We start from the raw sequence: 12,553 nt of genomic DNA on the forward strand, positions 1-12,553 counted from the left end.
GAGAACGTTGCGGTTCCAGGAGTCCAACCGGCTGCGGCCACTCGCGCACGCGGTCATCCCCGGCGGCGCCCACACCTACGCCAAGGGCGACGACCAGTTCCCGGAGGAGGCACCGGGGTTCATCGTCCGCGGCTCCGGCTGCCACGTGTGGGACGTGGACGGCAACGAGTTCGTCGAGTACGGCATGGGGCTGCGCGCGGTCACGCTCGGCCACGCCTACGCGCCGGTCGTCGCCGCCGCGGCGGCGCAGCTGGAGCACGGCCTCAACTTCAGCCGCCCCGGCGCGATCGAGCTGACCGCGGCCGAGCGGCTGCGCAGCACGCTGGGCCAAGGCGACCGCATGGTGAAGTTCGCGAAGAACGGCTCCGACGTGACCAGCGCCGCGGTCAAGCTCGCCCGCGCGGCGACGGGTCGCGACCTGGTCGCGATCTGCGGCGACCACCCGTTCTTCTCGACGGACGACTGGTTCATCGGTACCACTGGAATGCCCGCCGGCATCCCGGACGCGATCCGGTCGCTGACCCTCAAGTACCGCTACAACGACCTGGCGAGCGTGGAAGCGCTCATCGACGAGCACCCCGGCCGGATCGCCTGCCTGGTGCAGGAGGTCGAAACGACCGAGCCGCCGGCGCCGGGATTCCTGGAGGGCCTGCGGGCGCTCTGCGACCGGCACGGCATCGTGCTCGTCTTCGACGAGATCATCACCGGCTTCCGCTGGCACGTCCGCGGCGCCTCGCACGTCCACGGCGTGCTGGCCGACCTCACGACGTACGGCAAGGCGCTCGGCAACGGCTTCGCGGTGGCCGCGCTGGTCGGCCGGCCGGAGCTGATGGAGCTCGGCGGCCTGCGCACCGACCGCGAGCGGGTGTTCCTGCTGTCGACCACCTACGGTGCCGACACGCACACGCTGGCCGCGACGATGGCAGTGCTCGACGTGTACGAACAGGAGCCGGTCATCGAGCACCTGCACCGGCAGGGCGCGCGCCTGGCCGCGGGGGTCCGCGCGGCGGCCGAGGCCCAGGGCGTCGCCGAGTTCGTCGACGTGGCCGGCCGCGACAGCAACCTCATCTACCTGACGAAGGACGCCGGCGGCGAGCGGTCGCAGCCGTTCCGGACGCTGTTCCTCCAGGAGCTCATCCGCCGCGGGGTCATCGCGCCCTCGTTCGTCATGAGCTACTCGCACACCGACGCCGACATCGACCGCACGATCGAGGCCGTCGACGGCGCGCTCGCCGTCTACGCCAAGGCGCTCAGCGACGGCGTGGAGGGGTACCTCGTCGGTCGGCCGGTGAAGCCGGTCTTCCGCCCGTACGTCTAGAAGGCCGTGGCCCGAGGAAACGTAAGGAACTGGTGCAGATGGCCCTGACCGAGCGGGAACAGGCCCAATCGACCACCGCGCCGCCCCGCCAGCCCTGGCGGACGGCGCTCGGCATCGCTGCCGTGACCGTCGTGGGGACGGCGGCCGGCATCCTTCGTCAGGGCGGCGCCGGAGCCCTGAACACGATCTGGGCCGAGGACGGCCAGATCTTCCTGACCCAGGCCGTCGACAAGGGCGTCGGCGCCTTCACCACCTCGTACGCCGGCTACTACCACCTCGTGGCGCGGATCGTCGCCGGGATCGCGGCGGTGCTCCCGGCGAGCTGGGCGGCGGCCACGCTCGCGCTCGGTGCCGCGCTGGTCACGACGCTGTTCGCGGTCGCCGTCTACCGGCTCAGCGCCGAGTACCTGCCGTCCCAACTCGCCCGGGTGCTCGTGGCGGCGCCGGTCGCGCTGCTGCCGATGTCGCAGGGCGACGTGCTGAACTCGCCGGCCAACCTGCACTGGACCGGGCTGTACCTGCTGTTCTGGCTCCTGGTGTCGCGCCCGCCGACGATGACCGGCAAGGTGCTCGCCTGCGCCGGCATCGTCCTGGTCGCCGGCAGCGACATCCTCACGGCGATCTACGTGCCGCTGGCCGCGTTCGTCATCTGGTTCCACCGGGACCGCTACGCCGTGGTGAAGGCCGTCGCCTTCGCGGTGCCGTTCGGGTTGCAGGTCCTCGGCCTGCTCACCGGGCAGAGCGAGCGCGAGGGGCTCGAGCCGGACCCGGTGCTGGGCGTCAAGGGCTACGTGTTCCGGGCCGTCCCCAACGCCTTCTTCGGCGAGCGGTGGGTCGGCACCCAGGTCACGACGCGCAGCCTCATCTTCACCGGCCTGGCCCTGCTGGTGCTCGCGGCCGTGCTGCTGCTGGCCTGGCGCGGGTTCACGACCGCGCGCTGGTGGTTCGCGCTGGCCGCCGCGGTCCACAGCGTCGGCCTGTACGTGCTGCCGGTGACGCTGAGCGGCATCGCCACCCCCCGCTACAACGTGGCGCCCGCGCTGCTGCTGCTCGTCGCCGTGGTGAGCCTGCTGCTGCCGCACGAGACCGGCGAGGGCACGCCGCTGGCCGTGTTCGCGCTGCTGTTCGCGGTCGTGCTCGTGGTGAACTTCCGGGTGGACAACGCCCGAGCCGACGGACCGGCGTGGGACGACGGGCTTGAATCGGCTCGGGTGGCCTGCGAGCAGCGGCCCGGCGGCACGGTGGAGATCGAGACGCCGCCGCTGGCCCCGCCCGGCTGGCACGTGATCCTGCCCTGTGACCATGTAGACAGAAATTGACGTGACATTTCCGTGTCCCGTTATGATCCTTTCGAACGGCGTCCAGCGGTTAAAGCCTTCATTTAGTCGTCCGTTCGGTCAGTCCGGACCGGCGGAACGATCGAGGCGACGCCAACCCGACGGAACAAGAGTGAACCGTGGGCCACAGGCGGCCTGAGCAGCGCGGAGAAAGATCGCGTCTGTCCGGTTCGAGGCGTAGGTAACAAAAATGTAAATTGTCGGTGTTGGACGATCTGAAAGGCGCTCGCCGCATTTCATGCTCCGTTAAAAGACGGGTTGTAAAAAATGCGACACGGCAAGTTTGCCGGTGCCCACTTGCCTCGCGAGTGCCACATCCGCGAGGGTTCCTAGGCGACTGCCCGTGGGGGGCGCGCGATGATTTCTTCTTCGGGAGCAGGGTCGGTCATGAAGGTTGGCGTCATCGGCTGCGGTTACTGGGGAGCCAAGCACGTTCGCGTGCTGTCGTCGTTGCCAGACGTGTCACTGGTGGTCGCGATCGACGCCCAGCCCGAGCGGATCGAGCCGCTGCGCCGGATGTATCCGAGCGCCCTCTGCGTCACCAGCCTCGACGAGGTCATCGACCTCATCGACGCGGCGATCATCGCCACGCCGCCGCGGTCGCACGCACCCCTGGCGAAGCGGCTGCTGCAGGCCGGCAAGCACGTCATGGTCGAGAAGCCGATGACCGCCTCGGCGGCGGAGGCGCGGGAGCTGGTCGCGCTGGCCGACGGCAACGGCCTGACGCTGGCCACCGGCCACACCTTCGAGCACAACGCCGTCGTGAAGCACCTGCGTGACATGGTCACCGGCGGCGAGCTCGGCAAGATCTACTACATCGACACCGCGCGGCTGAACCTCGGCCTGTACCAGCCGGACGTCAACGTCGTCTGGGACCTCGCGCCGCACGACATCTCGATCATCAACATGGTCCTCGGCAGCACGCCCACCGCGGTCAGCGCCTGGGGCACCAGCCACGCCGGCACGCCCTTCGAGGACGTCGCCTACCTGCGCCTGGAGTACGGCAACATCGGTGCGACCGCGAACATCCACGTCAGCTGGCTCGACCCCTCGAAGGTGCGGCGCGTGACGGTCGTGGGCAGCCAGCGGATGGCCGTCTACGACGACATGCTCGACGAGGGCCGGCTGCGCATCTACGACAAGGGCGTCCAGGGTGCGCCGCTCGACGGGACCGTGCCGATGTCGTACCGCTACGGCGGCATCGTCTCGCCGCACATCCCGATGACCGAGCCGCTCGCCGAGGTCGACCGCGACTTCGTGGAGTCGGCCGTCACCGGCCGCCGGCCGGCCGTCGACGGGCAGCGCGGGCTGGCTGTGGTGGAGGTCCTGGAGGCGGCCGCCGAGTCGATGGCGACCGGCCGAACCGTGCAGCTCACTCCGGCGACCGAAACCGTCCTCGCGTAATCTGCTGATCCAGCTGGAAAGGACCCCTCTTCGTGCGCATCCCGTTCAACGACCTCGCCACCCCCCACGCGTCGATCGTCGAGGAGGTCGTCGCCGAGGTCCGGGCCGTGGCCGCCAACTCGCGGTTCATCGGCGGTCCGGCGGTGGAGGCCTTCGAGCAGGAGTACGCGGCCTTCTGCAACACCGCGCACGCGGTCGGCGTGGCCAACGGCACCGACGCGATCGAGCTGACCCTGCGGGCGCTCGGCGTCGGTGGCGGCGACGAGGTCCTCGTCCCGGCCAACACGTTCATCGCGACCGCCTCGGCGGTGGCGGCGGCCGGCGCGACGCCGATCTTCGTCGACGTCGACCCCGAGAGCCTGCTCGTCACGCCGGAGACGCTGGAGGCCGGGCTCACCGAGCGCACCCGCGCGATCCTGCCGGTGCACCTCTTCGGGCACATGGTGCCGCCGGCGGGCGTGCTCGCGTTCGCCCAGCGGCACAACCTGGTCATCGTCGAGGACGCGGCGCAGGCGCACGGCGCCGACGCCCCGAATGACGGCTCGGGTGAGAAGGTCCGGGCCGGCTCGTACGGCGTCGCCGGGACGTTTAGCTTCTATCCCGGGAAGAACCTCGGTGCGTGGGGAGACGGCGGCGCCGTCGTCACCGACGACGCGGACCTCGCCTCGCGGATCCGGTCGCTGGCCAACCACGGCCGCACCGAGGGTACGGACCACTACGAACACCGGTACATCGGGCGGAACAGCCGGCTCGACGCCCTGCAGGCGATGGTCCTGCGGCGCAAGCTGACCGACCTCCCGGAGGCCAACGTGCAGCGCCGGCGCGTCGCGTCGGTCTACACGGAGGCCCTGGCCGCGCACGGCATTCCGCTGGTCTCGCCGTTGCCCGGCGTGGACAGCGCCTGGCACCTGCTGGTCGTCCGCGTCCCGGGCCGGGAGGCCGTTCGCGGCCTGCTCAACGAGGCCGGCATCGGCACGGGCGTGCACTACCCGGTGCCGTGCCACCGCCAGCTCGCCTACCTGACTGACCGTACGCCTGACCTGCCGGTGGCCGAACGGGCCGCCACCGAGATCCTGTCCCTGCCGTTCTTCCCACATATGCGGGACGACGAAGTCGCCTACGTCGCGGAGAACCTCGCGAAGGCGATCGCCACCGTCTAGCCGCCGGCTCCAATGTGCTCGCTCGTTCGTTGTCGCACCAACGCACAGTGAGGAGGTTCGCTGTTGACAGCGCCCCAGGCTGTTCCCGACTCAGTCGTCGACACTGCCGACGCAACCGTTGAGATCTCGTCTCTTCCCAAGCAACCCGCCGTCGAGCTCGCCGACGACGCGACCATCGAGATCCCGATGCCGCAGCGCGTCCTGCGCGTCGTGGGCAGCGGGTGGGGCCTGATCCAGGGCCACCGCGACAGCCGCTCGCTCATCCCCCGGCGGTCGCTGCGGCAGCTGGTCGAGGGTCTCGCCGCGCTGTGCATCCTCGCCGCGCTGTCGCCGGTGCTGATCGTGGTCGCGCTGGCGGTCAAGTGGACCAGCCCCGGACCGGTCCTGTTCCGGCAGGAACGGCTGGGCCTGCACCGCAGCACCTTCAAGATCATCAAGTTCCGCACCATGTCGAACAAGAACAGCGACGCCCAGCACCGCGAGTTCGTCAAGAAGATGCTCACCACCAACGACGACGTCAACGGTGGCGAGCAGGGCGTCTACAAGCTCGTGAACGACCCGCGGATCACCCCGATCGGCGGCTTCCTGCGGCGCACGAGCATCGACGAGCTGCCCCAACTGTGGAACGTGGTGCGCGGCGAGATGTCGCTCGTCGGCCCCCGCCCGGTGCTGGCCTGGGAGGCCGACCTGTTCCCGCCGGAGGCCGAGCGCCGCTTCGCGGCCCGCCCCGGCATGACCGGGCTCTGGCAGGTGTCCGGCCGCAGCACCCTGGACTTCAAGGCCGCGCTGGACCTCGACGTGTTGTACGTCGAGAACAAGTCGCTGTGGTACGACATCAAGATCCTCTGCCGAACGGTCGGCGTGGTCTTCAACCGATCGGTGGCCCGGTGAGCAAGAAGGATCCTCGTCTCCACGTCGTCATCGCGGTGGCGAACCTGCCGGTCGAGCGCGACCGGCGGGTCATCCGCGAGGTGAAGGCGCTGGAGGCGGCCGGTTACCGGGTGACGGTCATCTGCCCGCGGGGCAAGCAGAAGCTCACCCAGGTGCCCGGGACGCTCGACGCGCGCATCCGCTCCTACAAGATGTACGAGTCCACCGGCGGTGCCGTCTCGTTCGCGGTCGAGTTCGCCTGGTCGTTCATGTGCATCGGCTGGCATCTGGCGGCGGCGGTACTGCGGGATCGCGCGGTCGCGGCCCAGGTCTGCAACCCGCCGGACGTTTTCTGGCCGCTGGCCCTCGCCATGCGCGCGATCGGCCGGCCGTGGGTGTTCGACCACCACGACCTGTCGCCCGAGGTCTACCAGGCGCGCGGGGGCCGCCCCGGCTCCGCCCTGGACCGGATCCTGCTGAAGCTGGAGAAGTGGTCGCAGCGCAGCGCCTCGGCCGTCGTCTCCACCAACGAGTCCTACCGTGAGCTCGCCATCAGCCGCGGCGGCTGCAACCCCGCCCGGGTCGTGGTCGTGCGCAACGGCCCCTCCGCGAGCGAGGTCAAGCCGGTCGAGAGCGCGCCGGCCGACGTCGACGACCACACCATCGTGTACCTCGGGGTCCTCGGCGCGCAGGACGGCGTCGACAACGCGATCCTGGCCGCCGAGAAGCTCGTCGAGCTGCGCGGCCGGCTCGGCTGGCGCCTGGTTGTCGCGGGCGACGGGGAATGTTTGGAGAGTTTGCGGGCACTGACCACCGAACGGAAGCTCGACGACGTGGTCGAGTTCACCGGGTGGCTCGGAGTCGAGGAGATCGATCGGTTGTTGCGCACTGCTTCGGTCGGATTGCAGCCAGATCCGCGCAGTGCCCACGCCGAGGTGTCGACAATGGCCAAGACCGTCGAATATCTGGCGCGCGGTCTCCCGGTCGTCGGCGTTGACATGCGGGAGACCCGCCGCAGCGCCGGAGACGCGGGGGTCTACGTTGAACACGGCACCCCCGAAGAGTTCGCCGCCGTCCTGCACCGCCTCCTCGACGACCCCGTAGCTCGCGCGTCGATGCGAAATGTCGCGCTGGCCCGGTTCCGTAACACTCTCGCCTGGGAACATCAGGCGGCTGCCTACATCCGGCTCTGGGACGACTTGCTGTCGACCCGTCGGGCCAGGTACAAAACGACTTCAATCGTTCGGCAAGCTGGGCCCGGCGGACCCGTCGAGGTCAGTCAGGCAGAGCACCGACAGTGACGAGCGCCAGCGCTTGTGTGAGGGGATGACGTGGACCTCTGGGATCTCGCCAAGCTCATGGGTCGCCGGTGGTACCTGATGGCACCGATGATCCTGCTGACCCTGGCCGCCACCACATGGGCGCTCGTCACGATCAAGCCCGACTACACGTCGACCGGCACGATCATGCTCATCCCGCCGGCCGACCGCACGCCCCTGACGCAGGCTGAGCTCGCCTCGACCAACACCTGGGTCGAGGTCGGCGAGGACATCATGGCCACGGCGGTGGCGATCTCGCTCAACACCGACGCCACCAAGAAGGAGATCGCGACAGAGGGCTTCTCCCCCGCGTTCGAGGTGGTCGCCGAGGACCGCTCCAGCATCCTCACGGTGACCGCGACCGCCGCCACCGCGGAGACCGCCAAGGCCGCCGTGCAGCGGCTGCAGAAGCAGATCACCCAAGAGGTCGAGAACATGCAGGCGCGCTACAAGCCGAAGCCCGGCCGCGCCATCACCACGCAGGTGCTCGACCCGGGTGACACGATCGAGGTCGTCTCGTCGAAGGTGAAGCGCGCCGCCGTCGTCATCGTCGGTGTCGGTCTGCTGCTCACCGCCGCGGTGACCATCGTGGGCGACAACATCCTGCGCCGCCGGGCCCGGGCCCGCCAGATCGCCGCCGCGCTGGCCGCGCAGGGCGACCTGGAGCCCGACACGGACACCGACGTCATCGCCGACACCGACCGGACGGGCAAGAACCGGATACCGGGACCGGTCAACGGCAACGAGCCACGCCGCGCGATCAACGTCTCAGACGAGCCGACGACCGTGGTCACGACCAACGGCACCAAGGCCAAGAAGACACCGTCCAAGGCCGTCACGGACACCAACGGCTCGGGCCTCACGGTCTCGTACAAGTCGGCCGAGCCCGACGACGACCGCCGCGGGGTCGAGCCCGACGACGCGACGATCATCCTGCCGCTCGGCAACACCCCGTGGGCCGGCCGTGAGGGCCGGGACGCGGACGCCGAGGCGCGCAAGCGTTGACGTCGAGCACGATGGCCGGGCAGACCCGCACCGCTCAGGCGCCGCCGACGCCGGTGGCGCCTGACGACCTGCGCATCTTCAAGCGCAAGCCGAAGCGGAAGCGGCCGGCCGCGTATCGTCCGTCCCCGGACCTGCTGCCCGTCCTCGTCGACGACCGCACCTACGCGTCGCGCCGGCGGCACAGCCACGTCGACGCCGCGTCGCTGCTGATCCTGGTCATCGTGCTCATCCAACTGCTCCCGTCCCGGCTGGTGGTGCCCGACCTGACCTCGGTCGGGCGGCCCGGCCTGCTCGTCGGGCTGCTGCTGGCGGTCTGGTGGCTGCTGTCCAAGCTGCACCCGCGGCTGGCCATGATCGGCCCGCAGCCGATGCGCTGGGCCTTCGTCGTCTACCTGCTCTCCCTGCTGCTGTCGTATGCCGCCGGCCAGTTCCGCGGCATGCCCACGCTGGAGGCCAACTCGGCCGACCGCGCCCTGCTCGGCGCGCTCGCGTTCATGGGCATCATCTTCATGACCGCCGACGGCGTGCCCACCCGGGAGCGGCTCGACGACGTGCAGCGCGTGCTGGTGTACTGCACTGCGATCAACTCGGTGCTCGGCATCCTGCAGTTCATCACCAAGAAGGACCTGACCCAGAACATCGTCATCCCCGGCCTGACGCTCCAGGGCGAGCTGGTCGGCCTGGCCGACCGCGGCGGCGGCGGCCTGATCCGGGTCGCCGGCACCACCGGGCACTACATCGAGTTCAGTGTGGTGATGGCGTTCGCGGTCCCGCTGGGCATCCACTACGCCCGCTACGCCGCCACCCAGTTCGAGCGCCGGCTGTTCCTGCTCTGCACGATCATCATCGCCGGGTCGATCCCGCTGGCGCTGTCGCGCACCGGCATCCTGGCCGTGGTCGTCGCCATCGTCTGCATGTGGCCGGCCTGGAACTGGCGCTTCCGGTTCAACGTCGTGGTCGTGACGATGGGCCTGCTGGCGGTGCTGTCCGTGGTCCGGCCCGGGCTGCTCGGCACATTGCGCTCGCTGTTCAGCAACGCGGAGGACGATCCGTCCATCAAGGGCCGCACAGAGGACTACGACGTCGTCTTCCAGTACGCGTCCGAGCGGCCGTGGCTGGGCCGGGGCACCGGCACGTTCATCCCCGAGCTGTACCGCTACCTCGACAACCAGTGGCTGATGACGCTGATGAACAACGGCTACATCGGCATCGCCGCGATGGTCGTCCTGCACTTCGCCGGCGTCTTCCTGGCGATCATCGCGTTCCGCCGGGCCGAGACCGAGGTGGACCGGCACCTGTGCGCGGCGATCGCGTCCGTGCCGCTGGTCGCGGCGCTGACCGGCCTCACGTTCGACTCGTTCTCGTTCAGCACGTTCGTCGTGGTGCTCGGCCTGCAGCTCGGCGCCGCCGGCGCGATGTGGCGGTTCACCCACCCGGCGCGCACCACCCGCGGCGCTGCGGTGGGCGCGCTCAATCGTCGCTGACCCTCTTCCCCTGGAGCCTCCCAGTGATCGCTGATCCTTCCAATTTGGATCGCAGCCTGCGGCCCTCGATCTCGGTTGTCATCGCCGCCCACAACGAGGCCGCCGTCATCGGCCGCTGCCTCGACGGGCTGCTCGCCCCCGACCTCGACATCACGGTCGTGGCCAACGGCTGCACCGACGACACCGCCGCCGTGGCCGCGTCGCGCCCGGGGGTGCGGGTGGTCGACCGTCCCGAGCCGGGCAAGTCGGCCGCCCTCAACGCCGGTGACGCGGTCGCCGTCGGTTTTCCCCGGGTGTACCTCGACGCCGACATCCCGCTGACCGCCGACGACGTCCGCGCCCTGGCGGCGTTCCTGACGTCGACGCCGGGCCTGCTGGCCGCGACCGCGAGCCGGAAGCTCGACACGCGCGGGCGGCCGCTGCTCGTGAAGGCGCACAGCGCCGTCAACGGGCGGCTCCCGGTGTACAAGGACGCCCTCTACGGCCGCGGTGTGGCGATGCTTTCGGAGGAGGGGCGCGCCCGCTTCGGCGCCTTCCCTGAGGTCGTCGCCGACGACCTGTTCCTCGACGGCCTCTTCGGGCCGGGCGAGAAGGCCGAGACGCCGGCGGTGGTGGCGGTGGTCGAGACCCCGCGCCGCACGTCCGATCTGGTTCGACGTTTGGCCCGGGTGCGCGCGGGTAATGCCGCCCTGCGCGCCGCGGGTGCCGCCCGCCCGGCGGCGCGCTCCTCGTGGCTGCGCGACGTGGTCCTTCCCCGGCCCTGGCTGCTGCCGGCGGCCGTCGGCTACGTCGCTCTGACCTTCGCCGCTTCGCGTGCCGCCCGCCGGAGCCAGGTCGGCTGGGGCCACGACTCGTCCACCCGTACAAGCGTCGGAGTCTCGCAGTGAACACCAGCAAGCAGGACCCGCTCGTCAGCGTCGTCCTCGTCTCGTACAACACCCGCGAACACACGCTCAAGAACCTCGCCGCCCTGCAGGCGGGCACGGTGGTCCCGATCGAGGTGATCGTGGTCGACAACGCGTCGACCGACAACTCGGCGGCGGCGATCCAGCACGCGTACCCGGAGGTCCGCGTCATCCAGCACCCGACGAACGTCGGCTTCGGCAACGCCGTCAACCTGGGCGCCTCGCACGCCCGCGGCCGCTGGATCCTGCTCATCAACCCGGACACCGAGCCGATCGGCGACGTGATCCGCACCCTGGTCGAGTTCGCAGCGACGCACCCCGACCACCGCATCTACACCGGCCGCACCCTGCGCGCCGACCGCACCGACGACGGCCACTCGGTCCACGCGCTGCCCAGCCTGTGGGGCTACGTCTGCTTCGCGACGGCCCTCTCGTCGGTCCTCCGCAAGTCGCCGCGCTTCAACCCGGACGAGCTGCCGGGCCTGGACCGCGCGATCGGCGGCGAGGTCCCGGCGGTCTCGGGCTGCCTCCTGCTGGTCGACCGCCCCTTCTGGGAGCAGCTGGGCGGCTTCACGCCCGACTACTTCATGTACAGCGAGGACATCGACCTCAGCGCCCGCGCCCGCGCTCTCGGCGCCCGCCCGTTCCTGGTCCCGGACGCCCAGCTCCTGCACGTGGGCGGCGCCGCCTCCAGCACGGTCAACAAGCGCATCATGGTCCTGCGCGGCAAGACCACGTACGTCCGCCTCCGCTGGCCCGCCGGCCGCGCCCGCACCGCCCGCCTGCTGCTGTCCGCGGGTGTACTCCTGCGCGCCGTGGCCGGCAAGAGCTGGCGCGACGTCTGGCGCCAGCGCGCCACGTGGCTGGCCGGCTGGCCGGCCCCGGCACACTCCCCGCAGCCCGCGCAGGCCCGGGCAACGGTGCCGGCCCAGTCCCTGCCGACCCAGTCCCTGCCGTCCCCGATCTCGGCCGCACCAGCCGCCCCGACGGCCCCGGCGGCCCCGGCCGCGTCGTCGTCGGAGGCACCCCGCCCCTGAGGCGGCTCAATCGGACGCACACCACCTGAGGCAGCTCAAGGGGACTGCCGTCACCTTCCGACGGCACTCCCCTTGCTCGCCCGCCGTTCGACTGCCAACCCCGCGGCACGCCCCCGAGCGCGGCGCTGCCGCCAAGACGATCGCCGGCGCAGCTCAGCCGTAGCGGGGAGCGCTGCGGGACCGCTGGATATTGGGCGTGCGCCGATCGCGGGCCCGCCAGCACCCGGCATGCCAGTGCCGCCGATCGCCGAGGTCCCCGCGCCCGTCGGCCGGCCAGGCGACCAGGTGCGGCACGCCGGGCGGGATCTCCTGGTCACACCCCGGGCACCGGTACGCCTTGACGGCCGCCCCGGCCGGAATGTTCCGAACCTGCCAATCCCCGTCACTCCAGCCCTGCACCGCCCCAACCCCACGCTTGAGCCGCTCGACGTCGAGCGGCTCAGACTCGTCGTCGCGGCGCGAGTGGTTGCGACGGGGGCTCATACCTTCACCCTACCGGCGCCCGACCACCAGCTCCGGAGCCCAGCAGCAGCCGAGTGACAAGGGGACCCTCGCCGAAAATACCGCCCCGGCCCCGCCACGAAGCCGCCCCGCCGCGAACCCCGCCCCGCGCGCGCGAATCCGGCCCACCCGGCGCCAGCCCTCTCCCACCCGGCGCGAGCCCCAGCCCCGCCCGAACCCAGCCCCGCCCGAACCCAGCCCCGCCCGAACCCA

11 protein-coding genes are annotated in these 12,553 nt (G+C 70.8%); 10 read left to right on the top strand and 1 reads right to left on the bottom strand.

Going from position 1 to position 12,553, the window contains the following annotated elements:
- Window positions 1-7: 7 nt before the first annotated feature.
- The 10 genes from ABZS66_RS03730 (at window position 8) to ABZS66_RS03775 (ending at window position 11,839) form a co-directional block, all read left to right on the top strand.
- Window positions 8-1,318, top strand: coding sequence for a glutamate-1-semialdehyde 2,1-aminomutase (locus ABZS66_RS03730; protein WP_354754788.1), 1,311 nt, complete (start codon window positions 8-10; stop codon window positions 1,316-1,318).
- 38 nt (window positions 1,319-1,356) lie between these two features.
- Window positions 1,357-2,637: a hypothetical protein gene (locus tag ABZS66_RS03735; protein ID WP_354754790.1), complete on the top strand. Its 1,281-nt coding sequence runs from the start codon at window positions 1,357-1,359 to the stop codon at window positions 2,635-2,637.
- Window positions 2,638-3,042: 405 nt separating this feature from the next.
- Window positions 3,043-4,059: a Gfo/Idh/MocA family oxidoreductase gene (locus ABZS66_RS03740; protein WP_354754791.1), complete on the top strand. Its 1,017-nt coding sequence runs from the start codon at window positions 3,043-3,045 to the stop codon at window positions 4,057-4,059.
- Between the two features lie 32 nt (window positions 4,060-4,091).
- The gene (locus ABZS66_RS03745; RefSeq protein ID WP_354754792.1) at window positions 4,092-5,219 is read left to right on the top strand and encodes a DegT/DnrJ/EryC1/StrS family aminotransferase; all 1,128 of its coding nucleotides are present in this window, start codon (window positions 4,092-4,094) and stop codon (window positions 5,217-5,219) included.
- Window positions 5,220-5,282: 63 nt separating this feature from the next.
- On the top strand, window positions 5,283-6,110 hold the full coding sequence (locus ABZS66_RS03750) for a sugar transferase (RefSeq protein WP_354754793.1): 828 nt from the start codon (window positions 5,283-5,285) through the stop codon (window positions 6,108-6,110).
- The gene (locus tag ABZS66_RS03755) at window positions 6,107-7,390 is read left to right on the top strand and encodes a glycosyltransferase family 4 protein (RefSeq protein WP_354754795.1); all 1,284 of its coding nucleotides are present in this window, start codon (window positions 6,107-6,109) and stop codon (window positions 7,388-7,390) included. The genes ABZS66_RS03750 and ABZS66_RS03755 overlap by 4 nt, the downstream gene beginning before the upstream one ends.
- 30 nt (window positions 7,391-7,420) lie before the next feature.
- Window positions 7,421-8,413 carry a hypothetical protein gene (locus ABZS66_RS03760; RefSeq protein WP_354754797.1) on the top strand — a complete coding sequence of 331 codons (993 nt, stop codon included), beginning with the start codon at window positions 7,421-7,423 and terminating at the stop codon, window positions 8,411-8,413.
- Window positions 8,410-9,897 (top strand): O-antigen ligase family protein, encoded by a 1,488-nt coding sequence (locus tag ABZS66_RS03765; protein WP_354754799.1) that lies wholly within the window; start codon window positions 8,410-8,412, stop codon window positions 9,895-9,897. Before ABZS66_RS03760 ends, ABZS66_RS03765 begins: the two co-directional genes overlap by 4 nt.
- 44 nt (window positions 9,898-9,941) lie before the next feature.
- Window positions 9,942-10,784, top strand: coding sequence for a glycosyltransferase (locus ABZS66_RS03770; RefSeq protein WP_354754801.1), 843 nt, complete (start codon window positions 9,942-9,944; stop codon window positions 10,782-10,784).
- Entirely contained in the window at window positions 10,781-11,839 is a 1,059-nt protein-coding gene (locus tag ABZS66_RS03775) for a glycosyltransferase family 2 protein (RefSeq protein ID WP_354754803.1), read from the top strand. The genes ABZS66_RS03770 and ABZS66_RS03775 overlap by 4 nt, the downstream gene beginning before the upstream one ends.
- Before the next feature lie 153 nt (window positions 11,840-11,992).
- On the opposite strand, the gene ABZS66_RS03780 is transcribed toward ABZS66_RS03775, so the two are convergent.
- On the bottom strand, window positions 11,993-12,322 hold the full coding sequence (locus tag ABZS66_RS03780; RefSeq protein WP_354754805.1) for a hypothetical protein: 330 nt from the start codon (window positions 12,320-12,322) through the stop codon (window positions 11,993-11,995).
- Window positions 12,323-12,553: the final 231 nt, after the last annotated feature.

Origin of the sequence: Dactylosporangium sp. NPDC005572, assembly GCF_040605515.1 — a bacterium.
Taxonomy (GTDB): Bacteria; Actinomycetota; Actinomycetes; order Mycobacteriales; family Micromonosporaceae; genus Dactylosporangium.